This is a genomic window from Allobosea sp. P4_C6, assembly GCF_056402015.1.
In genome coordinates this window covers 15,872-39,948 of record NZ_JBFUIF010000022.1, presented here as the reverse complement: position 1 = coordinate 39,948, position 24,077 = coordinate 15,872, and the positions used below count along the sequence as shown (strand labels likewise).

Sequence of the window (24,077 nt, the reverse complement as noted above, 5' to 3'; positions counted from 1 at the left end):
AGTGTGCTGAGATGTTCGGGAAGCGATCCGCGGCCGCGACCGTCGCGCCGTCCCTGAGCGCGAAGAGCCCTGCGGCTCTGCAACCGGCGCCGCGCAAGCTGGAACAAATCCAGCCCGGCGCCGAGGAACGCAAGGCCGCGCCGGTCGAGGCGCCGACGCGGTCCGAAGAATACTATCAGATGAAGAGCATGATCTTCGGGGCGCTGATCGAGGCCATCGATCTGTCGCAGCTCGCGAAGCTCGACTCCGAATCGGCGCGGGAGGAAATCCGCGACATCATCAACGAGATCATCTCGCTGAAGAACGTCGTGCTTTCGATCGCCGAGCAGGAGGAACTGCTCGACGACATCTGCAACGACGTCCTCGGTTACGGCCCGCTCGAACCCTTGCTGGCGCGCGACGACATCGCCGATATCATGGTCAACGGCGCGGGCAGGACCTTCATCGAGACGGGCGGCAAGATCCAACTCACCAACATCCGCTTCCGCGACAATGCGCAGCTGATGAACATCTGCCAGCGCATCGTCAGCCAGGTCGGGCGGCGCGTCGATGAAAGCTCGCCGATCTGCGACGCGCGCCTCGCCGACGGCTCGCGCGTCAACGTGATCGCGCCGCCGCTCGCCATCGACGGGCCCGCCCTGACGATCCGCAAATTCAGGAAGGACAAGCTGACGCTCGACCAGATCACCAAGTTCGGGGCGATCTCGCCGGCCGGCGCGGAGATCCTGAAGATCATCGGCCGCGTCCGCTGCAACATCGTGATCTCCGGCGGTACGGGCTCCGGCAAGACCACACTGCTGAACTGCCTGACCAACTACATCGACCATGACGAGCGCGTCATCACTTGCGAAGACGCCGCCGAACTCCAGCTGCAGCAGCCGCATGTGGTGCGTCTCGAGACGCGCCCGCCCAACCTGGAGGGCACCGGTGCAGTGACGATGCGCGACCTCGTCAAGAACTGCCTGCGCATGCGGCCCGAGCGTATCATCGTCGGCGAGGTGCGCGGACCGGAAGCCTTCGACCTGCTCCAGGCCATGAACACCGGCCATGACGGCTCGATGGGCACGCTGCATGCCAATACGCCGCGCGAGTGCCTCAGCCGTATCGAGTCCATGATCACGATGGGCGGCTTCTCGCTGCCGTCGAAGACTTTGCGCGAGATGGTCTGCTCCTCGATCGACGTGATCATCCAGGCGCAGCGCATGCGCGATGGCTCGCGCCGCATCACGCACATCACCGAGGTGATGGGCATGGAAGGCGATGTGATCACGACGCAGGATCTCATGGTCTACGACGTGCTCGGCGAGGACGCCTCCGGCAAGCTGATGGGTCGCCACCGCTCGACCGGCATCGGCCGGCCGCGCTTCTGGGAACGAGCACGCTATTTCGGCGAGGAGCAACGCCTCGCGGCCGCCCTCGATCAGATGGAACAGGTCGGCGAAGGTCATGCAGCCTGAACGGAGGCCCTTGTCGGGAGCCCGCACATGAACTCGAGCACGCTCGCTGTCGCCGCATTGGCCATGCTCGCCGTTGGCGGCGTCGCCTATGCCCTGCTCTATCCTATGCTGAGCGGCGAAAACCGGGCCGAGAAACGGCGCAAGGACTTCGCCGGTCCAAGCACGATACGCAGCATCGACCGGGAGGCGCAGGCCAGGGCGAAGCGCGGGCAAGTCGCGCAGAGTCTCAAGGACATCGAGAGCCGCGAGAGCGCGCGCCACAAGCTGACGCTCGAACAACGCATCGGCCAGGCGGGCTTAAACTGGACCCGTCAGAAATACTACGTGGTCAGCGCGGCGACCGCGGTCGTTACCGGGCTGGTTCTGTGGGTACTGAGCGGCAATGCGATTCTCGGCGGCGCAGGTCTCTTCATCGGGGCGCTGGGGCTCCCGGCCTGGTTCTTGAAGCATAGCAAGACCAGGCGCCTGAAGCGGTTCGGCATCGAGTTTCCAAACGCGCTCGATGTGATCGTGCGCGGCATCAAGGCGGGCCTTCCCGTCAATGACTGCTTGCGCATCATCGCTTCCGAAGCGAGCGACCCCGTCAAGGGCGAATTCAGACAGATCATCGAGACCCAGACGCTCGGCCTGCCGCTCCCCGAGGCCGTCGCAAAGCTCCCCGAGCGGATGCCCTGCGCGGAAGCTAGCTTCTTCGCAATCGTCGTCGCAATCCAGCAGAAGACCGGCGGCAACCTGTCCGAGACGCTGGCGAACCTCTCGCGCGTGCTGCGCGAGCGGCGCAAGATGCGCGACAAGATCCAGGCCGTTTCGATGGAAGCCAAGGCATCCGCCGGCATCATCGCCGCCCTGCCCCCGAGCGTCGCTGTCCTCGTCTACCTGTCCACCCCGAGATACATCGAGCTGCTGTGGCTCACCCAGGCGGGCAAGCTCGCCCTCGTCTGCTGCGGCATCTGGATGATGATCGGGGTCCTGATCATGCGCAAGATGATCAATTTCGAGATCTGAGGTGCGTCCATGATCTCGCAAATCGCCGACAAGCTCGTCGATCCGCAATTCATGCTGGCACTGCTGGCCGCCGTCGCGGCCGTCGCCACGGTGCTGACCGTCGCGATCCCCCTGACGGAGGGAAACACCCTCCAGAAGCGCATGAAGAATGTCGCGACCGAACGCGAGAAAATCCGGGCGCGCGAGCGTGAGCGCCTCAACCGCCAGAGCGAAAAGGTGAACCTGCGCCAGGAGCCGAAGGCCTACATGCGGCGCATCGTCGAGCAGTTCAAGCTCGGCGACTGGCTCGGCACTGAGAGTGCCAAGAAGCAACTCGCCATGGCGGGCTACCGTGGGCCCCAAGCGGAAATCGCCTTCCTGTTCTTCCGTCTCGCCGTCCCGGTCGGCGCTTTCTTGTTCACGCTATTCTATCTCTTCGCCATCAATGATTTCGGCCAGTCGCTGTTCATGAAGATCGGGATCGCGATCGGCGGCGCCTATATCGGCATCAAGGCTCCCGAAATCTTCCTCTCCAACCAGATCAGCAAGCGACAGCTCTCGATGCGCCTGGCTTTTCCGGACGCGCTCGACCTGCTGCTGATTTGCGTGGAGTCCGGCATGTCGATCGAGCAGGCCTTCCGCAAGGTCGCCGGTGAGATCGGCAGCCAGTCCGTGCCGCTGGCCGAGGAATTCGCACTGTGCACGGCGGAGCTCTCATACCTCACCGACCGCAGAATCGCCTATGAGAACCTCGCGATGCGGACCGGGCTCGAAAGCGTCAAATCGGTCTCGACGGCATTGATCCAGGCCGAACGCTACGGCACGCCGCTAGGCACGGCGCTCCGCACGCTAGCGCAGGAAAGCCGCGATCAGCGCATGAACGCCGCCGAGAAGAAGGCCGCCTCACTGCCGCCGAAGCTGACGGTGCCGATGATCCTGTTCTTCCTGCCAGTGCTCTTCGTCATCATCATGTTTCCTGCGCTGGTGCAGGTCTTCGGCTGGAAGTGACTTCGCCCAAGCGGTAGCGCGTCATCCGCCTATGCGGAAGTCCCGGAGGCAATCGACAGATCAATCGCGTGGAACCTGCCGGCGGCTGCGCGAACAGGTTGGAGCCAAGCCGTCCGGATTCACTCTGTAGCTTGAGCTTACGGGCGCCGCAGGCCTCGTCGACTCGGCTTCAGCCGCGGGCACCCATATCGGCCGAGCCATTCGGCGCCTGCGGAGACTTGCCGGCAGGCTGCGCCCGACCCTTCGCGCCTTTCAGCAGGTCCCAGCTGTTCTGCTGGCTGACGCTGCGCTTCAGATAGGCGATCGTGGCGGCCGCCTCCGCCGGGCTCTGGTCGCGCCGCGCCATGGTCTCGGCTTCGGTGAAGCGTCCCTGCAGGCCGAGGACGAGGACCAGATTCTGGCGCACCCGCGCATCGGCCCCTTCCGAAGCCGCAGCCTCCGTGAGAACACGCTCGGCTTCCGGCAATTTGCGGGACAGGGCGAGCGACAAGCCATAGTTCGACATGATGGTCGACTCATTGGGCGCCAGTCTGAGGGCGGCCTGATAGATCTGCTGGGCACGCTCGTGCTCGCCGAGTTGATCGGCGACAGTGCCTTGCGCCGAGAGTATCCGCCAATCGGGCCGCTCCGGCGAATGGGCGCGGGACAGCACGTCGTCAGCCTCCCTCAATCGGCCGTTATCGGCGAGCGAGCGGCCATAGGCGCCGAGCAGCTCGCGGTCATCCTGGAAGACCAGCACGGCGTTCTGGAGCACGGCCAGCGCCTGCGCATTCTGCTCAAGAGCCCGCAGGGCGCGCGCGTAATTCAAGGCGGCATTGCGGTCCTTCGGATTGGCGTCGTAGCGCTTCCCCCAGCTCTCGCGCTCGGCCTGCCAGTCGGACGCGGTGCGGGGCTGGCTCGCCTGGCTGCGTCCGATCGAGCCCGTGACGTCTCCGAGGCCGCCGCGACCCTGACAGCCCGCCAGGGCGAGCGCGGCGAGACAGACTGCGACCGCGAGGCCGCGGCGCCGGACGGAGACGATCGGCAGGTCGGAGGCGAGCTTCGTTGAAATCATGGGCCGGATCGCCTTGCGACAACGTCGTCGAACTGGGTTCTTCTGGTCCTCCGGTGATAAAGCGTTAACCCTAATGCATTCTTAATTCCGGCATCAGCCCCTGCCCCAGAACCGATCGATCGGCCCGTGAACGCTCTTCTCACCCCTGCCTCCGACGCTGCCGTTCCGGTTCATGTGGTGTCCGCCGAGACATGGCCCGCGCTGCAGAGGCGGCTTTCGCCGGCTCATCGCAACTTCGCGTCGGCGCAAGGCTTTGCGGCCCGCTCCGGCCAACATTGCGTCCTCCCGGATTCGCAAGGCGTGCTCGCTGCCGTTGTCCTGGGTGTCGAGACCGGCGCACGCCGGCGCGACCCCTTCGCGCCCGGACGCCTGTCGACCCTTCTGCCGGCCGGCGACTATGCGCTCGAAGGCGAGATCGATGATGTGGCCCTGGCCGCGCTCGGCTGGCTGCTGCAGGGCTATCGCTTCGAGCGCTATCGCAAGCCGAACCCGCCGCGTGCCCGCCTGTCCCTGCCCGATGGCGTCGACGGCGAGGAGATCAGCCTGATCGCTGAATCGACCATGTTGGCGCGCGATCTCGTCAACACACCGGCCAATGAATTGGGGCCCGGCGAGATCGAAGCGGCGATCCGCGGGCTCTCGGCCGAATGCGGCGCGAGCGTCACGAGCATCGTCGGGGACGATCTGCTGGCACGCAACTTCCCGATGATCCATGCCGTCGGCCGCGCCTCGCCGCGCGCGCCGCGCCTCGTCGATCTGGTCTGGGGCGACCCGGCCCATCCCAAGGTCACGCTCGTCGGCAAGGGCGTCGCCTTCGACACCGGCGGGCTCAACCTCAAGCCCGATGCCTCGATGCTGCTGATGAAGAAGGACATGGGCGGCGCGGCGGCGGCGATCGCGGCGGCGCGGATGATCATGCTGGCGAAGCTGCCGGTGCGGCTGCGGCTGCTGGTGCCGGCCGTCGAGAACGCTGTCTCCGGCAACGCATTCCGGCCCGGAGACGTGCTGGCGAGCCGCAAGGGGCTCTCGGTCGAGATCGGCAACACCGACGCCGAAGGTCGGCTGATCCTGGCCGATGCGCTCGCGCTTGCCGACGAGGAGACGCCGGAGCTGCTGGTGGATTTCGCCACGCTGACCGGCGCGGCGCGCACCGCGCTCGGGCCGGAGCTGCCGCCCTTCTACACCCATGACGACGGGCTCGCGGCGGAAATCGCGCGGATCGGCATGGCGGTGAACGACCCGGCCTGGCGGCTGCCGCTCTGGCGCCCTTACGATGGCCTGCTCGATTCCAAGATCGCCGATGTAAACCATGTCTCCAGCGGCGGAATGGCGGGCTCGGTCACGGCGGCGCTCTTCCTCAACCGTTTCGTCGAGAAGACGCAATCCTATGCGCATTTCGACATCTACGCTTGGAATCCTTCGTCCAAACCGGGGCGTCCCGAGGGTGGAGAATGCCAGGGCGCGAGGCTGATCCATGCGCTGGTCAAGCAGCTTTACCCGCGCGGTTAAGGCTGATCGGCGAAGTCGATTGCACAGGGGCAGCCACAGGATAATGATACGGACCCGTAACGATCGGGAACCGTGCCTTCATGCCCTTGGAGATCAAGCCTTCGCAGGCGCTCAAACTGTGGCGGCAGGTTCATCTCGATCTGGTGCGGGACAGCGAGGCCGATCTCTCGGCGCGCCAGACCGCGATCCTGCTGACGGTCTACCTCGAACTGCCGCCGCATACGGTGCGGGGGCTAGCCAAGCAGCTCGGCGTGACCAAGCCGGTGATCACCCGCGCGCTCGATACACTCGGAAAACTCGGCCTGCTGACCCGCAAGCGCGACGAGGCAGACCGCCGTAATGTCGTGATCCAGCGCACCGTAGCCGGTGCACTCGCGGTCGAGAGGCTTGCCGATCTGGTGACCGAGCATGCGAAGGAGATCGGCGGAAGCTGATTGCAAGCTACCCGTCATGCTCGGGCTTGACCCGAGCATCTCTCGCCAAAGGACGCTCTTCGAACCTCATCCTGCCCGAGATTCTCGGGTCTACGCTTCGCTCCGCCCGAGAATGACGTGGTTCCCTGACAAGCAGGAGCACCCTAGATTGCCGATATGACCACGATTCTCGACCGCCGCATCACGCCCTTTCGCCCCGACCTCGCCGCCCGCCATCTGGCCGGGCAGGTCGAGGCCCCACGCTTCGTCGACCCGCAGGCGATGCGCGTGATCGTGCCTTCAGCGCCGCTCCGGCGCGAGCCGCGCCCGGACGCGCCGCTCGACACCGAGGCGCTCGCCGGCGAACTCGTGGAGGTCTATGAGCAGGAGGAAGGCTGGGCCTGGGTCCAGCTCGCGGGCGATGGCTATGTCGGTTACCTGCCGGACGACGCGCTGCGGGCGGACCAACCGGCGCCGACGCATCGCGTCACGGCGTTGCGGACCTTCGTCTATCCGGGCCCCTCGATCAAACTGGCGCCGCTCGCCATGCTCTCGCTGAATGCGGGCGTCGTCGTCGCTGCGATGAACGGCGATTTCGCCGTGCTGGGCGATGGCGGGCATATCTTCGCCAAGCACCTCACCCCGCAGGACCGGCACGAGCCCGATTTCGTCGCAGTCGCCGAGCGCTTCCTCGGCGTGCCCTATCTCTGGGGCGGCAAGACCAGCTTGGGGCTCGACTGCTCCGGACTGACGCAGCTCGCGCTCGCGGCGGCGGGTGTCGCCTCGCCGCGTGACTCCGACATGCTGGAGGCGGCGCTCGGCCGCGCTGTTGCGTTCGACGAAGACCTGTCGGGGCTGCAGCGCGGCGATCTCGTCTTCTGGAAGGGCCATGTCGGCATCCTGACCGACCCGGACACTCTCCTGCATGCCAACGGCTATACGATGACCGTGCACCGCGAGCCGCTGAAGGAAGCGCGCGACCGCATTCGAGACAAGAGCTTCGGCGCGATCACCAGCATCACGCGGGTGGGATAGCCGAGAACCTCAGCTGAGCCGCTTCAGCCGGTAGAGCGCTTCCAGCGCCTCGCGCGGGGTCATCTCGTCCGGGTCGATCCCGGCCAGCGTCTCACGCAGCCCGTCGGGCTGGTCTTCCGTGACGACCGGAGCCGGGCGTCGCAGCGGCGCGGCGAAGAGCGGCAGGTCGTCGACCAGCGAGGCGACAGGCTTTTCGCGCTCGGTCTTCTCGAGCTCGCCGAGGATCGCGCGGGCGCGTTCAACCACGGCCGGTGGCAGGCCGGCGAGCTTGGCGACCTGGATGCCGTAGGAGCGATCGGCCGCGCCCGGCACGACCTCGTGCAGGAAGACGACTTCGCCCTTCCACTCGGTGACGCGCACCGTCGCGTTGGCGACGCGGTCGAGCCGGTCTCCGAGCGCCGTCAGCTCATGGTAGTGCGTGGCGAACAGGCTGCGGCAACGGTTGATCTCGTGCAGGTGCTCGATCGCGGCCCAGGCGATGGAGAGGCCGTCGAAGGTCGCGGTGCCCCGCCCGATCTCGTCGAGAATGACGAGCGCGCGCGGGCCGGCCTGGTTCAGGATCGCGGCGGTCTCGACCATCTCCACCATGAAGGTCGAACGCCCGCGCGCCAGATCGTCGGCGGCGCCGACGCGCGAGAACAGCCGGTCGACGACGCCGATACGGGTCTGCGTCGCCGGCACGAAAGAGCCCATCTGGGCGAGAACGGCAATCAGCGCGTTCTGGCGCAGGAAAGTCGATTTACCGGCCATGTTCGGGCCGGTGATCAGGCAGATGCGGCCACCTTTGGTATCGGCAGTGGGCGGCGACAATTCGGTGTCGTTGGCGACGAAGGGCTTGCCGTCGCGCTTCAGCGCCGCCTCGACGACGGGGTGGCGGCCGCCCTCGATGGTGAAGGCGACGCCGCCATCGACATGCGGACGGCTCCAGCCTTCGCGCGAAGCGAGATCGGCGAGCGCGGCGGCGACATCGAGCTCGGCCAGCGCCAGGGCAACGGCCTTGATCGGCTCGGCCTGGGCCAGGACGGCTTCGGTCAGCTGCGAGAAGATACCGAGTTCGAGCTTGAGCGCCCGGTCGGCGGCGGAGGCGATCTTCGCTTCGAGCTCGCCGAGCTCGACCGAGGAGAACCGCATCGCGTCCGACATGGTCTGGCGATGCACGAAGGTCGCGCGCCAGGACTCCCTCAGGAACTCCTCGCCCATCGCCTGGGGCACCTCGACGAAATAGCCGAGCATGGCGTTGTGCTTGATGCGCAGCGTGCGACAGCCGGTCTCGGCGGCATAACGCGCCTGAAGCTGGGCGATGACCTTGCGCGAATCGACCTGGAGCAGGCGCAGCTCGTCGAGACCGGCATCATGCCCTTCGCGCACGAAGCGGCCGTCGCGGCGGTTGAGCGGGAGTTCCTCTGCCAGCGTCTCGCTTAACCGGACGGGAAGATCGGGATCGCTTTCACCGAGCGCCCGCATGGCCCGATTCAGCTCCTCCGGCAGATCGGCGCGCCGGATCAGCAGGGCGGCGATCGCACGGGCGGCGTCGAGCCCGGCGCCGAGCGCCGCGAGATCGCGCGGGCCGCCACGGTCGAGCGACAACCGCGCCAGCGCGCGGGCGACGTCCGGCACCTTCTCCAGGGCCCGGCGCAGATCCTCGCGAAGGCCCCCGTCGGTCACCAGAAGGGCGACCGCGTCATGACGCGCCGCGATGGCGGCCGGATCGGTCAGCGGCCCCGCCAGCCGCTCGGCCAGCAGGCGCGCGCCGCCGGGCGTCACCGTGCGGTCGATGGTGGCGAGCAGGCTGCCCTGGCGTTCGCCGCCGAGCGTGCGCGTCAATTCGAGATTGGCGCGGGTCGCGGCGTCGATCAGCATCGTCGCCGAGCCGGAATCGCGCACCGGGGCCGATAGCGGCGGCCGCGCGCCGAGCTGGGTACGCTCGACATAGGCGAGTGCGGCGCCCGCAGCCGCGATCTCGGCCCGGCTGAAGGCGCCGAAGGCATCGAGCGTGGCGACGCCGAAGAACTCCTTGAGGCGGCGCTCGGCAGAGGCGGCATCCAGCCCGTCGCGTGCCAGCGGCGTCACTGGGATCGTGATCTCGCGCCAGAAATCCTTCAGCTCGGGATCGTCATGGATCGCGTCGGGGCAGACGATCTCGCGCGGCTCCAATCGCGAGAACTCGATGGCGAGCCGCTCCTGCGGCGTCTCCATCACGGTGAAGCGGCCGGTCGAGATGTCGATCACCGCCAGCCCGTAGACCGCCGCCGCCTCGCCGGTCTTGCGGCGCGCCACGGCGACGAGCAGGCTGGCGCGGCCGGGCTCGAGCAGCCGCTCCTCGGTGATGGTGCCGGGGGTGACGAGACGCACCACATCGCGCTTCACCACCGACTTGGCGCCGCGCTTCTTCGCCTCGGCCGGGTCCTCCGTCTGCTCGCAGACCGCGACGCGGTGGCCGGCGGCGATCAGGCGCTGAAGGTAGTCGTCGGCGCGCTCGACGGGCACGCCGCACATCGGAATGTCGTCGCCCTGGTGCTTGCCACGCTTGGTCAGCACGATGCCGAGCGTACGCGAGGCGATCTCCGCATCGCGGAAGAACAGCTCGTAGAAATCGCCCATCCTGTAGAACAGCAGGCAATCGGGATTGGCAGCCTTGATCTCGACGTACTGCGCCATCATCGGCGTCACCCGCTCGGCAGGAGCGGCTGGCACGGTCGAACCGGCGACTTCGGTGGGAGAGCTGTGGCGCATCGGCCGGCACGCTAGCAAAAAGTAGCGTCAAGACCATCCGTTAGGACGGCTTTCAACAATTGAAAGCAAGGTCGATCGGCCGAATCCGGCGGAAGGCCGCCATCTTGCTGATCAATCTCGTCCAAAGCCTGTTCTTCCTGCTGTTTGCAGGGCTGGTGCTCACGGTGATCGCGCCCTGCTTCGTCGGACGGGACTGGCTGCGGCCCTGCGCCGTGGGGCTGCTGTTCGCAGGCGGCGCGCTCGTCAGCATGGCGAACCCGGTCGAGATCCAGCCCGGCCTGCTGATCGATTCGCGCAATACCTTCGCCATCCTGGCGGGGCCCATCGGTGGGCCATGGGCCGCCGTGCTGACCGCCGTGCCGCTGGTCGCCGTGCGCTTCATGACCGGCGGCGTCGGCATGGCGACCGGCATCAGCGGCATCGTGCTGCGCATGCTGATCGGAATCGGCTTCTCGATCTGGCTGGTCAGGCGCCGGCGCCCTCTGATGGCGCGCGACATGATCCTGCTGAGTTCGCTCGACGCGGTCTGCCTGCTGGCCTCGGCGCCGTTCATTCCCGGCGATGCGGGCGAGCGCTTCCTGCGCGAGGCCGTCCCCGCCATGATCCTCGTCAGCACGGTCGGCATCATCCTCACCGGCATCGTCGTGATCCATGACAATGACCGCCGCGAAACCGCCTATCGCTTGCGGACCTTGATCAAGCGCGCGCCCGGCACGCTGTATCAGCGCATCGTGCGGCCGGACGGCATGCTGTCATACCGGTTCGCGTCCTTTTCCATCGACAAGGCACTAGGCATCACGAAAGAGGACGTCGAACGGGACCCCGAAATCTGGCTCGGCAAGCTCTTTCCCGAGGATCGCGCCCGCTTCGAGCAACTGCGACGCGAGCAGCATGCCGGCGAGGCGCTCTGGCGCTTCGAAGGCCGCTATCATGCGCCGGGCGGCGGCGTCGTCTGGCTGCGCAGCGAATCGACCAAGCGCAGGCTCGCCGACGGCACCCTGGTCTGGGACGGCATCCTGCTCGACATCACCGCCGAGAAGACGCTGGAAGTCCGGCGCGACGAGATCGAGACGTTGCGCAAGACGGCCCTCGACGAGCTCGCCGGCGATCTGGAACGCACCGTCGGCAAGGCGCTCGCCGATGTCGGGGCCTCGATGCGGGGCATGCACGACGCCGCCGCCCAGATGGTGGAAAGCGCCAGCAAGACGACCTTGCGTGCCGAAGGCGTGACCCGGGAAGCGGAGAGTGCGTCGCGGCGGGTCGGCAGTGTCGCCATCGCGGCGGAGGAGATCGGGGCCTCGATCCGGGAGCTCACCCGCCAGACCAGCCATGCCGACGAGACGGTGCGCGCGGCAGCCAGCTATGTCCGCAGCACGCGAAGCGACGTGGCCGGGCTGACCGAGGCCGCCGACAAGGTGCGCGCCGTTCTCGATTTCATCGAGGAGATCGCAGCCCGGACGAACCTGCTGGCGCTGAACGCCACGATCGAGGCCGCCCGGGCCGGCGCGGCAGGCCGGGGCTTTGCCGTCGTGGCAGGCGAGGTCAAGACGCTCGCGGAACAGACGCAGAAGGCGACGCGCGACATCGCGGCGACGCTGGCCGATATCCGCGGGGCCGCCGCCACCGCCTTCGAGGCCGTGGCCCATATCGAGGACACGATGACGACGATCGAGCGGACCTCGGGCGCGATCGCCTCCGTCGTCAGCCGCCAGGCCGACATCGCCTCGACCATCGCGGTGGATGCGCAGGCCGTGGCCCTCAGCGCCGATGCCGTCACCACCAATGTCGGCGCCGTCGGGGCCGAAGTGCGCGTCACCGGCGATGCCGCCGTCGGCGTGGCGGGTGCCGCCCGCAAGGTCGACGAACAGGCCGAAGCGCTCGACCGCTATGTCGGCGACTTCGTCCGCAGCGTGCGCAGCCGCTTCTAGCCGCCGCCGGCGTCAGGCGGATCGCTCCTCGGCAAGGGCCCCGTGAAGCCGTCACGGCTTGTGGTCTGCGGGCGCAGCGCCGTATGGTCAGCTCCCCCCGAGGAAACGCACAAGAAAAGACGCTTCGATGACCGATCGCCCGACGACCAAGAGACCCCGTCCGACCTTCACGGACCAGGAGGCGCTGCTGTTCCACTCGCAGGGGCGGCCGGGCAAGCTGGAAATCGTTCCGACCAAGCCGATGGCGACGCAGCGGGATCTCTCGCTCGCCTATTCGCCGGGCGTGGCCGTGCCGGTGCTGGCGATCGCCGAGGACCCGTCCCGCGCCTATGACTACACCACGCGCTCGAACCTCGTCGCGGTGATCTCGAACGGCACGGCTATCCTCGGCCTCGGCAATCTCGGCGCGCTCGCCTCGAAGCCGGTGATGGAGGGCAAGTCCGTCCTGTTCAAGCGCTTCGCCGATGTCGACTCGATCGATCTCGAGGTCGACACCGAGGATCCGGACAAGTTCATCGACGCCGTGCGCTATCTCGGCCCGTCCTTCGGCGGCATCAATCTCGAGGACATCAAGGCGCCCGAGTGCTTCATCATCGAGCAGCGCCTGCGCGAGCTGATGGACATCCCCGTCTTTCACGACGACCAGCACGGCACCGCGATCATCGCCGCTGCCGGCCTGATCAACGCGCTCGACCTGACCGGCCGCGACATCAAGTCGACCCGTCTCGTCATCAACGGCGCCGGCGCGGCCGCCATCGCCTGCATCGAATTGCTGAAGGCCATGGGCTTCAAGCCCGACAACGTGATCCTCTGCGACACCAAGGGCGTGATCTACCAGGGCCGCACCGAGGGCATGAACCAGTGGAAATCGGCCCATGCGGCGATCACCGACCGGCGCACGCTGGCGCAGGCGCTTGACGGCGCCGATGCCTTCTTCGGGCTGTCGCAGAAGGGCGCGGTGACCCCGGAGATGGTCGCCTCGATGGCGGCTAATCCGATCATTTTCGCCATGGCGAATCCTGACCCGGAGATCACGCCCGAGGAGGTCCACGCCATCCGCGACGACGCCATCATGGCGACCGGCCGCTCGGACTATCCCAACCAGGTCAACAACGTCCTGGGCTTCCCCTTCATCTTCCGCGGCGCGCTCGACGTGCGGGCGACCACGATCAACATGGAGATGAAGATCGCAGCGGCCGAATCGCTGGCTGCGCTGGCCCGAGAGGACGTGCCCGACGAGGTCGCCGCCGCCTATCAGGGCGCGCGCCCGCGCTACGGCAAGGACTACATCATCCCCGTGCCGTTCGACCCGCGCCTCATCCATGTCGTGCCGATGGCGGTCGCCAAGGCGGCGATGGAATCCGGCGTCGCGGGCAAGCCGATCGTCGACACGGCCGCCTACAAGGCGCAGCTCTCGGCGCGGCGAGACCCGATCGCCGGCACGCTCAACCGCATCTTCGAGCGCGTGCGGCGCTATCCCAAGCGCGTCGTCTTCGCCGAGGGCGAGGAGGAACAGGTCATCCGCGCGGCGGCGTCCTTCGTCGGGCAGGGCCTCGGCCAGGCCATTCTCGTCGGCCGCGAGGAACGCATCTACGAGGCCGCGACCTTCCTCGGCGTCGATCTCGAGGCGAAGGGCATCRCGGTGCAGAATGCGCGGCTCTCGCACCGCAATTCTGCCTATGCCCAATATCTCTACGAGCGGCTGCAGCGGCAGGGCTATCTCTTCCGCGACTGCCAGCGCCTGATCAACCAGGACCGCAACCATTTCGCCGCGGCGATGGTGGCGCTCGGCGATGCCGATGCGATGGTGACCGGCGTCACCCGCAACTATTCGATCGCGCTGGAGGAGGTCCGCCGCGTCATCGACGAGAAGCCGGGGCATCGGCTGATCGGCGTCTCGATCGTGATCTCGCGCGACCGGACCGTGCTCGTCGCCGACACCGCGATCACCGAGATGCCGACGGCGCAGCAGCTTTCGGAGATCGCGATCGAAGCCGCCGGCGTCGCCCGCAGGCTCGGCTACGAGCCGAAGGTCGCGATGCTCGCCTTCTCGACCTTCGGCCATCCGGCCGGCGAGCGCTCCGAGAAGGTGCGCCAGGCCGTCGCGATCCTCGACAACCAGCGCGTCGATTTCGAGTATGACGGCGAGATGGCGGCGGATGTCGCGCTCAACCGCGAGATCATGGGCCAGTACCCGTTCTGCCGCCTCTCCGGGCCGGCGAACGTGCTGGTGATGCCGGCTTTCCACTCGGCCTCGATCTCGACCAAGCTGCTGCAGGAACTCGGCGGTGCGACCGTGATCGGCCCGCTGATCGTGGGCCTCGACAAGCCCGTGCAGATCGTGCCGCTCGGCGCCAAGGACTCCGACATCGTCAACATGGCGGCGCTGGCGTCCTTCAACATCGGCGGCTGACGCCGGGCATGTGACAACCTGAGCCGGACCGTTCGAGGCTGCCGACAAGGCGGCATCGTCGTCGCGACTCCTTCGCCATCATTCCGGGGCAGGCCGAAAGGCCTGAGCCCGGAACCCAGAAACGATGCGCGTCATTGTGAGGCGCTGGCTTTGGGAAACCGCACGGGTTCTGGGTTCCGGGCTCGCCGCTTCGCGGCGCCCCGGAATGACGGGTGGTTCACCATGCCATCTCCATCGCCGAACATCGACAGAGTGCGAGGTTAGCCCGCCCACCGACTCCGTTCAGCCTGAGTTCATTTTCGCCCGATCAGCTTCTCACCGTGGGAGACCGGAAAACCGGCCCCGGGGGAACGATCGAAACCGTGCTGACGCCCGACGAAATGGCAGGCGAGAGAGCGACCGTGCCCGGAGACCGGCAGGTGGCGATCCGTTTCGCCCGCCTGACGCGTCATTTCTGGCGCGGCGAGAGCGCCGGCCGCGCCTGGTTCTGGACGTTGCTGCTGGCGGCCGGGATCATCCTGTCCGTCTTCGCCAATGTCACGATCAACCGCTGGAACGGCTGGTTCTTCGACGCGCTGGAGCGCAAGGACGGCCACAGCGCCCTGGTCGCGATGGGCGTGTTTCCGGTGCTTGTCTTCGTCGTGGCGGGGCTCGGCGTCGTCATCCTGCGGGCGCGCGAGACGTTCCAGGTGCATTGGCGGCAATGGCTCACCGCGCGGCTGGCCGATGGCTGGGTCGGCGAGCGGCGCTTCTTCCGCCTCGGGCTCACCGGCACCGAACCTGCCAATCCCGAATACCGCATCGCCGACGACGTCCGCTGGGCGACGGAGCCGGTGGTGGATTTCGCGATCGGCCTGCTTTCCTCCGTCATCACCATCGCGATCTTCATCGAGATCCTCTGGGAGATCGGCGGCAGCCTGAACCTGTCCTGGGGCGAAAGCAGCGTCGCGATCCCTGCCTATCTCGTCCTGGCCGCCATCCTCTATGCCGTAATCGTCTCGGCGCTGGTGACGACCGTCGGGCGGCGCCTGCCGGGCCTCATCGCCGCACGCAACGAGAGCGAGGCGGGCCTGCGCTTCGCCCTGATGCGCATCCGCGATCACGGCGAAGCGATCGCACTTGCGCGGACCGAAACCGGAGAGCGCCACGCCGTCGCGCGCAGCCATGAGGTCCTGGTGCGGCGCTGGCTGGCGATGATCCGGCAACGGGCGCGCCTGACCTGGATCACGAATGGCAGCGGCGCGCTCGTCCCGGTGGTGCCGCTGCTGCTGGCGGCGCCGAAATACCTCGGCGGCGAGATGACGCTCGGCGGCGTCGTGCAGGTCGCGGCGGCCTTCGTCGCCGTGCAGAACGCCTGCAACTGGCTGCTCGACAACTTCATGCGCATCGCGGAGTGGCTCGCCGCCGCCCGGCGCGTCAATGAACTGGCCGATGCGCTGGCCGAGATCGAGTTCCGCCCGCCGGTGCAGAGCCTCGTCATCGCGCACGCTCCGGATCACGTCCTGCGTCTCCAGGACGTGACCTTGCACGACGGCACCGGCCTGCCGCTCGCCGCCGGAATCGATTTCGCGTTGCCGGCCGGCGCGACGCTCCATGTCGTCGGCGACGCCGGCTTTGCCAGGAACACGCTGCTGCAGGCGATCGCGGGTCTCTGGCAGCAGGGGGAAGGGATGATCGCATTGCCCCGCGGCGCCCGCGTCGCCGTGGTGCCCCAGCATCTGCAGCTGCCGCGAACGAGCCTGCGCCATCTCCTGCAGGGCGACCGGCCGCGCCCGGCGCCGGATGTCGCCGCCGCGCTGCGCCGCTACGGCCTGGCGACACTGACCTCCCGGCTCGACGGCGAGGACGACTGGAACAGGGCCTTGACGAGAGGCGACCGTCAGCGGCTCGCCTTGGCGCGTGCCGAGCTCGGCGGCTGCGAGGTGGTGCTGCTCGACGAAGCGACGAATGCCCTCGAAGCCGAGGCGGCGCTCGACCTGCTTGCCGAATTGCGTGCGGCGCTGCCCGAAGCCGTGATCGTCGCCTTCGGGCAATCGCCCGGCTTCGGCGAGATCGCCACCCACCGGATCGTGCTGCGCCGGATCGGCGGCGTCGCCCGCATCGTCGAGCGCGACGGCTTTGCCGAGTCTCGGCCGGCCGAACCCGTCGCAGCCCTGTAGCGGGCGGCAGCAGATCAAAAAACACCGGCAACAACGAGGAGAACCGCCGTGAAGATGAATATCTGGGATGCCTTCTGGGGTCTCGAGGTCGAGCAGTGCCCCTGCGACGTGCATCTGGTCGAATGGCTCGAGACGGAAGGCCTGAGCGGCAAGCGCATCTACCATTTCGGGACGGGCGGGCATCACTATGTCGGCCTGCGCTGCGCCGAGCCGCATCTCGACAACACGGTGCTCGGGATCACCGCAGCGCCGAAGGAATACGAGGCGTTCATCGCGCTCGCGACCGAGAACCCAGCCGTCACCAAGAGTTACTCCGCCTATTTCGGCGATATCTACACCAGCAATGCCAAGCTCCTGCCGCGGTTCGACATCGTGACGCTGTTCCATTCCTGCGAATTCCGCAGCGCGGCGAACGATGCCTATGGCGCGCTGACCGACCGCGAGGTGATGGATCTCTTCACGCAGCAGACTGACGCGGGCGGCCACATCCTGTTCTACAAGGGCTCCTTCGCCTATGGCGCGGCGGAACCGATCATCGCGGAGTGGGCCAGCGAGATGCCGGTCGAGGAGCTCCCGGGCTTCAAGACACTGCGCATCTTCCGCAAGACGGCTTGAGGCAACACCGCGCGGGGCGGACAACTGTCCGCCCCGCGCCGAAGGGCCGGGAGGAAGGTCATGGATCAGTCCAAGCGGGTCTTCTACGCCCGCGAAGCGGACCTCCCGGTCGCCGCGTTCAGGCAGGTGCTCATCGAGTCCGGTCTCGGCGCGATCCGGCCGATCGAGGACGAAGCCCGGCTTCAGGCGATGCTGTCGGCGGCCGATCTCGTCGTCACCGCGCGTCTCGACGGGCCGCAAGGCGAACTCGTCGGCGTAGCGCGCTGCGTCACGGATTTCTGCTGGTGCTGCTATCTCTCGGACCTGGCGGTGAGCCCTCGCACGCAGGGGCAGGGCGTCGGGCGCGGCCTGCTTGACGAAACGCGGCGGCAGCTCGGCCCGCAGGTCGCGCTCATGCTGGCATCCGTGCCCGAGGCGGCCGGCTTCTACGAGAGCGTCGGCATGGAGCGCGTGGCCGATGCCTTCTGGTATCGGCGCGCCACATAGGGCAAAGCACCCACGATGGTTCCCTCATAGGGTTCATTCGCCACACCGGCTTGTGCATCGCCACCGACGCGCTATCTCTCGGACCGGGGCGCGGCCGCGCCCTCTCGCCAATCCACCGCGCCGCCGCGACCCGGCAGCGGCGCGCAACCCAGAGAGCGCATGTCGTTCGGCCCGCACGAGCCAGGAATGCCCCTGCGCAAGCGCAGCCGCTGGTGGTGGCTCGGCCCGCTGGCGAGCATCGTCATCTTCGGCGCCTCGCTCGTCGTGCTCTGGCACATCATCAGCCAGATGGAGCCGGGCCAACTCGCCGGCGCCTTCGCCAATGCCAGCCTGCGCCAGCTCGGGCTCGCAGCCGCCTTCACCGCACTGAGCTATCTGCTGCTCACCGGCTACGACGCGCTGGCGTTGCGACGGCTCGGGCTCTCGATCCCCTACCGCACCACGGCGCTCGCCTCCTTCACCAGCTATTCGGTCTCCTTCACGCTCGGCTTCCCGATCGTGACCGGCGGCACGGTGCGCTACTGGATCTACTCGCCGAAGGGGGTGCGGGCGTCCGAGGTCGCGAGCCTGACGGTGATCGCCGGGCTGACCTTCTGGCTCGGCCTCGGTGCCATCCTCTGCGCCAGCCTGGTCTATTCGGCGGATTCGATCGCGATGCTGGCGCGGACCTCGCCGCTCGTGGTCCAGGTCGTCGGCGGCGCCGTCGGGCTCGGCATCCTCGGCTATCTCGGTTGGATCGCGACCGACGATCGGACCCTGCGCGTCAGGGGCTGGAACCTGCACCTGCCGGGGCTTGGCACCACGCTCGGCCAGATGGCACTCGGCGCCTGCGAGGTCTGCGCTGCCGCTGCCGTGCTGTTCGTGCTGCTGCCGGGCGGTTACAACCTCGACTATCCGACCTTCCTCGCGGCCTACATCTTTGCCTGCCTGATCGGCATCGCCAGCCATGCGCCGGGCGGGCTCGGCGTGTTCGAGGCGACGATCCTCGTCGCGCTCAACCGCTTCCCCTACGAGCATGTGCTCGGGGCGCTGCTGATCTTCCGCGTGATCTACTACGTCCTGCCCTTCATCCTGGCGCTGGCCCTGCTGGCGCTGAACGAGATCATCCGCCGCATTCGCCGCCACGGGCCGTGAGGCGAACGGCTACTTCACCGCGATGATGATCATCAGGAAGGCGAGCAGCAGCAGGAGCTGCTTGAAGCTCCAGTTGATCTTGCGCAGCTGCTCGGCGCTGCTTTCCCGCCAATCCTCCTCCGCCTCCTCGTCGTGAACGGCTGCCGGGAGGATCGCGAGGGCCGCCTCGTCGTTCGGCGCGGGAGAGGCGTGCGGCCGCCATTCGATGCTCTCGATGAAGCCGCGGGCCGGAGCCACGGCACCTTCCTCGATGCCGGAGGCGAGATGCCAGTCGATCGGGCTTGCCTCCGCCAGATCGCGGTCGTCTTCCCGTATCCAGAGGTTCGTCGTGGCGCTGAGAGTCATGTGCCGAGCGAGCCCCGCCAGCATGTCCGCCTTGAGGGCCTCGAAGACGGCCGGCGCGAGAAACGCCTCGGCGAAAGGCAGCGTTTCGCCGTCCTGCTCGCGATAGCCCAGCAGCAGCAGCAGCCGCGTCTGCTCTCCGGTCGTGGATAGCGGACGCAAGGTCAGGCCGATCACACCGGCCTCGCCCTCGACTCCGGCGCGCCGCAGCGCGCCGCCTTCGACATGAGCCTCGGCCATGAGGCGCTGGCCGTCCTCGATCCGCCCATCGCGGCTGTCATAGCCCCCGACGAAGCTTAGCCCGGAAGCCGTCAGCCGAAAACGGCGGGTGGCGCCCTGGACATAGCGGGCCGACATCCCTTCGATCGCCATCCGCCCGTCACCGAGGGATACGCCGCGCAACGCCTGTGATTCGTTCATGCTCCCACCCCGCTCTGCGGCGAGGATAGCAGTTCGATCTTCCGGCGTCAGGCAATCGGCTCCTGACAGCGTCGCGACACTATCGCAGGATAGAGCGAAGCTGGAGCTCCAGGGAGACAAAGCTCATGACGGATGAACTCGTCCTGTACACGAACCCGATGTCGCGCGGCCGCATCGCGCGCTGGATGGTGGAGGAGATCGGCCAGCCCTACCGCGCCGAGATCGTCGGCTTCGGCGCGCCGATGAAGAGCGCGGACTACAAGGCGATCAATCCCATGGGCAAGGTGCCGACGCTGGTGCATGGCGACACCGTCGTCACGGAATGCGCGGCGATCTGCGCCTATCTCGCCGATGCCTTCCCGCAAGCCGGGCTCGCCCCCGAGGCCGACAGCCGGTTGCGCGGCCCCTATTATCGCTGGCTGTTCTTCGCCGCCGGCCCGATCGAGGCCGCCGTCAGCAACAAGGCCTTCGGTTTCGAAGTCCCGCCGGAACGGGCGCGATCGATGGGCTACGGCACCTTCGGCGACGTGATGGATACGCTCGAACAGGCCGTCAGCCAGGGCGAATATCTGCTCGGCGACCGCTTCAGCGCCGCCGACGTCTATGTCGGCGCACAGATACTCTGGGGTCTGCAGTTCGGAACGATCGAGAAGCGGCCGGCCTTCGAAGCCTATGGCGCGCGACTGTCCGGTCGGCCGGCCGCACGGCGGGCCGACGAGATCGACAACGCGCTGATGGCCGAAATGCAGAAGAAGGCGGACTGAGCCAGAATCGCGCCCGGTGCATGGCTCCTGGCCGGCAAGGCGGGTTGCCGCAGCCTGCCGGCGCGTCTAATTCTGCGGTTCGATGGTCCGCCGCTGCCGCCCGGTTGCAGCCGCCGGGCCCTACAGCAACTTTCGCGATCACCATGAACGACATGTCCGTCATTGCCCGGCCGCGCCACGGCATGGGCTTCTATCCTTTCGTAGGCCTCGCGGCCGCGCTGATGGCGACGAATGCGCTCGCCATCGACTCGATGCTGCCGGCCCTGCCGCAGATGGCCGAGGCGCTCGGCATCGCCGAGGCCAACCAGCGGCAGTGGATCATCACCGCCTATCTGCTCGGCTTCGGCATCTCGCAGATCTTCTACGGCACGATCTCGGATCGCTATGGCCGCCGCCCGGTGCTGATCATCGGGCTCGTGATCTATGTCCTCGCCAGCATCGCCGCAGCCTTCGCCGGCTCGTTCGAGGCGATGATGGTCGCGCGTGTCGTGCAAGGCGTCGGCGCGGCAGCGACGCGCGTGCTGGTCGTCTCGATCGTGCGCGATTGCTATTCCGGCCGCGACATGGCGCGCGTCATGTCGCTGGCGATGATCGTCTTCCTGGCCGTGCCGATCCTGGCGCCCTCGATCGGCCAGGCGATCCTCTGGATCGCGCCCTGGCGCTGGATCTTCGGCGTGCTGACCGCCTTCGGTGCCACCGTGCTGCTCTGGGTCGCGGTGAAGCTGCCGGAGACCCAGCACCCGGAGGACCGCAAGCCGATCGCGTTCGCAAGCGTCGCCGCCGCCTTCCGCAGCACGCTGACGAGCCGTATCGGCGTCGGCTACATGCTGGCCATGGCCTTCGTCCTCGGCGGGCTGTTCGGCTTCATCAACTCGGCCCAGCAGGTCTTCGTCGACGTCTTCCACGCGCCGGAGCTGTTCACCACGATCTTCGCGATGATCGCGATGTTCATGGCCGCTTCGTCCCTGCTTAATTCGCGCATCGTCGGCCGGCTCGGCATGCGCCGCGTCTCGCATGCGGCACTGCTCGGCTATATCGCGCTGACCGGCGCGCATGCGCTCGTCGCCCTCGCCGGCTATGAATCGCTGTGGAGCTTCGCGATCTTCCAGGGCGGCGCCATGTTCTGCTTCGGCCTGATCGGCCCGAATTTCGGCGCCATGGCGATGGAGCCGCTCGGCCATGTCGCGGGCACGGCATCCTCGGTGCAGGGCTTCGTCACCACCGTCATCGGGGCGCTGCTGGGCTTCTATATCGGCCAGCACTTCAACGGCACGGTCGTCCCGATCACGCTGGGCTTCGCGCTTTGCGGCCTTGCGGCGCTCGTCACCGTGCTGATCGTAGAAAAAGGCCGGCTGTTCCATCCGGCGCCGGGCCGCTCCTGAGGAGCCTGCCCTCGGTTCCGCCGCCAGCGGCGACGGGCATGCCTGGAATCGTCTTCAATCCGCTCGTGAGCGAAAGAGATTCGCTGTGGCTCGGGAAGGGTGCCGCCGTTCGCCTTCCCGCTGTCGCGCGCGTGTCCTACGCGACCTTCAGGTTCACCGCAGCGCTCTTGCCGGTCTTGCGATCGGGCTCGAGGTCGTAGCTGATCTTCTGGCCTTCATTCAGCCCACGCAGCCCCGCACGCGTCACCGCGCTGACATGGACGAAGATGTCGCTCCCGCCCTCGTCCGGCGTGATGAAGCCGTAACCCTTGGTCTCATTGAACCACTTCACGGTTCCCGTACTCACATGTCACTCCTTCCATAAGACCACCGGCACCGGTCCGGTCAGGCAGTGTAGGAGGCAAATCGTCACGGTTGCAACGACGCGCCGCACAAACTCTGCCGCGCATGCGAAGAGCGGTCTGCAATGCCGCCCGCGCAGCCCTGGTGAGGCCGCAAGTCGCTTGCGGTCGGCGCGCGGCTCCCGCATGAACGGCGCAAGCGAGCAAGAGGGAGCTGCCCGATGAGCAATTATGTGATCGATCCGCCGGCCGTCACGGCCGTTCCGGTCGCGGGGGGCGGTTCCTTTCCGGTGCGGCGCATCTTCTGCGTCGGCCGCAATTATGCCGAGCACGCCCGCGAAATGGGCCATGATCCCGATCGCGAGGACCCGTTCTTCTTCACCAAGCCGGCCGACGCGCTGCTGATCAACGGCGCCGACATGCCCTATCCGAGCAAGACCAAGGACCTCCACCACGAGATGGAGCTGGTCGTGGCGATCGGCACCGGCGGCAGGGACATCCCGGAATCCGAGGCGCTCGCCCATGTCTACGGCTACGCAGCCGGGCTCGACATGACGCGCCGTGACCTGCAGGCCGCCGCCAAGAAGGCAGGGCGTCCCTGGGACATGGCCAAGGGCTTCGATCTCTCGGGCCCGATCGGCGAGATCGTGCCGGCGAGCCATGCCGGCCATCCCAGCGCCGGCAAGATCGAACTGACCGTCAACGGCGTCGTGCGCCAGACCTCCGACCTCGCCAAGCAGATCTGGAACGTCGAGGAGACGATCGCCTATCTCTCCGGGCTGGTCGAGCTGAAGCCGGGCGACCTGATCTTCACGGGTACGCCGGAAGGCGTCGCGGCGGTCGGCAGGGGCGATGTGCTGGAAGGCGAGATCGCCGGCGTCGGCACCGTCCGCACCCGCATCGTCTGACCCGACCGTACGACAAGGAGCGCATCATGCGCCTGACACCCGACGCCAGCGGCGTCTTCCCGATCGCGCCGACGCCGTTCAACCCGGACGGCAGCATCGACTGGACCTCGGCCGACCGGCTGTTCGAGTTCTATCACGGCATCGGCTCGGACGGCGTTACCGTGCTCGGCATCATGGGCGAGGCGCCGAAGCTGGAGCCGGAGGAATCGATCGGGCTGGTCAAGCGCGCCGTCGCGAAGATGGGCGGCAAGCCCATCATCGTCGGCGTCTCCGCGCCGGGCTTCGCCGCGATGCGCTCGCTCGCGCGACAGGTGATGGATCTCGGCGCCGGCGGCGTGATGATCGCGCCGCCCCCGTCCCTGCGGACCGACGACCAGATCACCGGCTACTACGCGCAGGCCGTCGAGGCGATCGGGACCGACATCCCCTTCGTCATCCAGGACTATCCGCTGACACTGTCGGTGGTGATGACGCCGGCGGTGATCCGCAAGATCGTGCAAGACAATCCCTCCTGCGTGATGCTGAAGCACGAGGACTGGCCGGGGCTCGAGAAGATCTCGACGCTGCGAAAGTTCCAGGCGGAAGGCTCGCTCCGGCCGATCTCGATCGTGACCGGCAATGGCGGGCTCTTCCTCGATTTCGAGATGGAGCGCGGCGCGGATGGTGCCAATACCGGCTATGCCTTCCCGGAGCTGCTGATCGACGTGGTGCGGCTGCAGAAGGCCGGCAAGCGTGACGAAGCCCATGACATCTTCGACGCGCATCTGCCGCTGATGCGCTACGAGCAGCAGCAGGGCGTCGGCCTTGCCGTGCGCAAATACACGATGATGAAGCGCGGCATCCTCACGCATGACGCCCAGCGCAAGCCGGGCGCGGCGTTGAGCGCCGCCGCGAAGGCCGAGGTCGATTACCTGCTGGCCCGGATCGCGAAGCACGATCCGCGCGCGAAGATCTGATCGGCCAGAACGTCATTCCCGGGCGCCGTGCACGGC

20 protein-coding genes are annotated in these 24,077 nt (G+C 67.4%); 16 read left to right on the top strand and 4 right to left on the bottom strand.

Features of this window, described 5'->3' with window-relative positions; genetic code table 11:
• The first annotated feature begins 11 nt into the window (after positions 1-11).
• The 3 genes from AC1DVA_RS16755 to AC1DVA_RS16745 are packed head-to-tail and all read left to right on the top strand — an operon-like array spanning position 12 to position 3,449.
• Positions 12-1,457, top strand: coding sequence for a CpaF family protein (locus AC1DVA_RS16755; RefSeq protein ID WP_476806616.1), 1,446 nt, complete (start codon positions 12-14; stop codon positions 1,455-1,457).
• A gap of 27 nt (positions 1,458-1,484) precedes the next feature.
• Positions 1,485-2,462: a type II secretion system F family protein gene (locus AC1DVA_RS16750; RefSeq protein ID WP_265051252.1), complete on the top strand. Its 978-nt coding sequence runs from the start codon at positions 1,485-1,487 to the stop codon at positions 2,460-2,462.
• Between the two features lie 9 nt (positions 2,463-2,471).
• Complete coding sequence (locus tag AC1DVA_RS16745) at positions 2,472-3,449, top strand: type II secretion system F family protein (RefSeq protein ID WP_265051251.1); 978 nt, start codon at positions 2,472-2,474, stop codon at positions 3,447-3,449.
• Positions 3,450-3,618: 169 nt separating this feature from the next.
• Here AC1DVA_RS16745 and AC1DVA_RS16740 read toward each other — a convergent pair whose 3' ends face one another.
• Positions 3,619-4,503 carry a tetratricopeptide repeat protein gene (locus AC1DVA_RS16740; protein WP_476806615.1) on the bottom strand — a complete coding sequence of 295 codons (885 nt, stop codon included), beginning with the start codon at positions 4,501-4,503 and terminating at the stop codon, positions 3,619-3,621.
• Positions 4,504-4,629: 126 nt separating this feature from the next.
• Here AC1DVA_RS16740 and AC1DVA_RS16735 point away from each other — a divergent pair, with 126 nt between their 5' ends.
• From AC1DVA_RS16735 to AC1DVA_RS16725, 3 genes are all read left to right on the top strand, one after another.
• Positions 4,630-6,012: a leucyl aminopeptidase family protein gene (locus tag AC1DVA_RS16735; protein ID WP_476806614.1), complete on the top strand. Its 1,383-nt coding sequence runs from the start codon at positions 4,630-4,632 to the stop codon at positions 6,010-6,012.
• An 80-nt stretch (positions 6,013-6,092) separates the two neighbouring features.
• The gene (locus AC1DVA_RS16730) at positions 6,093-6,446 is read left to right on the top strand and encodes a MarR family winged helix-turn-helix transcriptional regulator (protein ID WP_265051248.1); all 354 of its coding nucleotides are present in this window, start codon (positions 6,093-6,095) and stop codon (positions 6,444-6,446) included.
• Positions 6,447-6,602: 156 nt separating this feature from the next.
• On the top strand, positions 6,603-7,460 hold the full coding sequence (locus AC1DVA_RS16725) for a C40 family peptidase (RefSeq protein WP_476806613.1): 858 nt from the start codon (positions 6,603-6,605) through the stop codon (positions 7,458-7,460).
• A gap of 9 nt (positions 7,461-7,469) precedes the next feature.
• On the opposite strand, the gene mutS is transcribed toward AC1DVA_RS16725, so the two are convergent.
• Positions 7,470-10,193 carry a DNA mismatch repair protein MutS gene (gene mutS / locus AC1DVA_RS16720; protein WP_442864861.1) on the bottom strand — a complete coding sequence of 908 codons (2,724 nt, stop codon included), beginning with the start codon at positions 10,191-10,193 and terminating at the stop codon, positions 7,470-7,472.
• 104 nt (positions 10,194-10,297) lie between these two features.
• On the opposite strand from mutS, the gene AC1DVA_RS16715 reads away from it, so the two are divergent.
• The 6 genes from AC1DVA_RS16715 to AC1DVA_RS16690 all read left to right on the top strand — a co-directional run bounded on the left by AC1DVA_RS16715 (position 10,298) and on the right by AC1DVA_RS16690 (position 18,928).
• Positions 10,298-12,121, top strand: a complete 1,824-nt coding sequence (locus tag AC1DVA_RS16715) for a methyl-accepting chemotaxis protein (protein WP_476806612.1) — start codon at positions 10,298-10,300, stop codon at positions 12,119-12,121.
• 127 nt (positions 12,122-12,248) lie between these two features.
• Positions 12,249-14,534, top strand: a complete 2,286-nt coding sequence (locus AC1DVA_RS16710; protein ID WP_476806611.1) for an NADP-dependent malic enzyme — start codon at positions 12,249-12,251, stop codon at positions 14,532-14,534.
• A gap of 362 nt (positions 14,535-14,896) precedes the next feature.
• Positions 14,897-16,693 (top strand): ABC transporter ATP-binding protein/permease, encoded by a 1,797-nt coding sequence (locus AC1DVA_RS16705; RefSeq protein ID WP_476806610.1) that lies wholly within the window; start codon positions 14,897-14,899, stop codon positions 16,691-16,693.
• Between the two features lie 48 nt (positions 16,694-16,741).
• Entirely contained in the window at positions 16,742-17,308 is a 567-nt protein-coding gene (locus tag AC1DVA_RS16700) for a hypothetical protein (protein WP_476806609.1), read from the top strand.
• Between the two features lie 60 nt (positions 17,309-17,368).
• Positions 17,369-17,794, top strand: a complete 426-nt coding sequence (locus AC1DVA_RS16695) for a GNAT family N-acetyltransferase (protein ID WP_476806608.1) — start codon at positions 17,369-17,371, stop codon at positions 17,792-17,794.
• A gap of 186 nt (positions 17,795-17,980) precedes the next feature.
• On the top strand, positions 17,981-18,928 hold the full coding sequence (locus tag AC1DVA_RS16690) for a lysylphosphatidylglycerol synthase domain-containing protein (protein WP_476806607.1): 948 nt from the start codon (positions 17,981-17,983) through the stop codon (positions 18,926-18,928).
• Between the two features lie 9 nt (positions 18,929-18,937).
• Here AC1DVA_RS16690 and AC1DVA_RS16685 read toward each other — a convergent pair whose 3' ends face one another.
• Positions 18,938-19,690, bottom strand: a complete 753-nt coding sequence (locus AC1DVA_RS16685) for a hypothetical protein (protein ID WP_476806606.1) — start codon at positions 19,688-19,690, stop codon at positions 18,938-18,940.
• 125 nt (positions 19,691-19,815) lie between these two features.
• Between AC1DVA_RS16685 and AC1DVA_RS16680 the strand changes: the two genes are divergently transcribed.
• Together AC1DVA_RS16680 and AC1DVA_RS16675 are read left to right on the top strand one after the other, a co-directional pair.
• Complete coding sequence (locus AC1DVA_RS16680; RefSeq protein ID WP_265051239.1) at positions 19,816-20,454, top strand: glutathione S-transferase family protein; 639 nt, start codon at positions 19,816-19,818, stop codon at positions 20,452-20,454.
• 143 nt (positions 20,455-20,597) lie between these two features.
• Positions 20,598-21,836: a multidrug effflux MFS transporter gene (locus AC1DVA_RS16675; RefSeq protein ID WP_476806605.1), complete on the top strand. Its 1,239-nt coding sequence runs from the start codon at positions 20,598-20,600 to the stop codon at positions 21,834-21,836.
• A 136-nt stretch (positions 21,837-21,972) separates the two neighbouring features.
• Here AC1DVA_RS16675 and AC1DVA_RS16670 read toward each other — a convergent pair whose 3' ends face one another.
• The gene (locus tag AC1DVA_RS16670) at positions 21,973-22,182 is read right to left on the bottom strand and encodes a cold-shock protein (protein ID WP_265051237.1); all 210 of its coding nucleotides are present in this window, start codon (positions 22,180-22,182) and stop codon (positions 21,973-21,975) included.
• A gap of 216 nt (positions 22,183-22,398) precedes the next feature.
• On the opposite strand from AC1DVA_RS16670, the gene AC1DVA_RS16665 reads away from it, so the two are divergent.
• Both AC1DVA_RS16665 and AC1DVA_RS16660 read left to right on the top strand, forming a co-directional pair.
• A complete protein-coding gene (locus AC1DVA_RS16665; RefSeq protein ID WP_265051236.1) occupies positions 22,399-23,085 on the top strand; it encodes a fumarylacetoacetate hydrolase family protein in 687 nt (228 codons plus the stop codon).
• 26 nt (positions 23,086-23,111) lie between these two features.
• On the top strand, positions 23,112-24,041 hold the full coding sequence (locus AC1DVA_RS16660; protein ID WP_265051235.1) for a dihydrodipicolinate synthase family protein: 930 nt from the start codon (positions 23,112-23,114) through the stop codon (positions 24,039-24,041).
• Positions 24,042-24,077: the final 36 nt, after the last annotated feature.

Bases quoted from the DNA above. Each gene is read 5' to 3' on its own strand.
- AC1DVA_RS16755 (WP_476806616.1), top strand. From the start codon at position 12: ATGTTCGGGAAGCGATCCGCGGCCGCGACCGTCGCGCCGTCCCTGAGC.
- AC1DVA_RS16750 (WP_265051252.1), top strand. From the start codon at position 1,485: ATGAACTCGAGCACGCTCGCTGTCGCCGCATTGGCCATGCTCGCCGTT.
- AC1DVA_RS16745 (WP_265051251.1), top strand. From the start codon at position 2,472: ATGATCTCGCAAATCGCCGACAAGCTCGTCGATCCGCAATTCATGCTG.
- AC1DVA_RS16740 (WP_476806615.1), bottom strand. From the start codon at position 4,503: ATGATTTCAACGAAGCTCGCCTCCGACCTGCCGATCGTCTCCGTCCGG.
- AC1DVA_RS16730 (WP_265051248.1), top strand. From the start codon at position 6,093: ATGCCCTTGGAGATCAAGCCTTCGCAGGCGCTCAAACTGTGGCGGCAG.
- AC1DVA_RS16725 (WP_476806613.1), top strand. From the start codon at position 6,603: ATGACCACGATTCTCGACCGCCGCATCACGCCCTTTCGCCCCGACCTC.
- mutS (WP_442864861.1), bottom strand. From the start codon at position 10,193: ATGCGCCACAGCTCTCCCACCGAAGTCGCCGGTTCGACCGTGCCAGCC.
- AC1DVA_RS16695 (WP_476806608.1), top strand. From the start codon at position 17,369: ATGGATCAGTCCAAGCGGGTCTTCTACGCCCGCGAAGCGGACCTCCCG.
- AC1DVA_RS16690 (WP_476806607.1), top strand. From the start codon at position 17,981: ATGCCCCTGCGCAAGCGCAGCCGCTGGTGGTGGCTCGGCCCGCTGGCG.
- AC1DVA_RS16685 (WP_476806606.1), bottom strand. From the start codon at position 19,690: ATGAACGAATCACAGGCGTTGCGCGGCGTATCCCTCGGTGACGGGCGG.
- AC1DVA_RS16680 (WP_265051239.1), top strand. From the start codon at position 19,816: ATGACGGATGAACTCGTCCTGTACACGAACCCGATGTCGCGCGGCCGC.
- AC1DVA_RS16675 (WP_476806605.1), top strand. From the start codon at position 20,598: ATGAACGACATGTCCGTCATTGCCCGGCCGCGCCACGGCATGGGCTTC.
- AC1DVA_RS16665 (WP_265051236.1), top strand. From the start codon at position 22,399: ATGAGCAATTATGTGATCGATCCGCCGGCCGTCACGGCCGTTCCGGTC.
- AC1DVA_RS16660 (WP_265051235.1), top strand. From the start codon at position 23,112: ATGCGCCTGACACCCGACGCCAGCGGCGTCTTCCCGATCGCGCCGACG.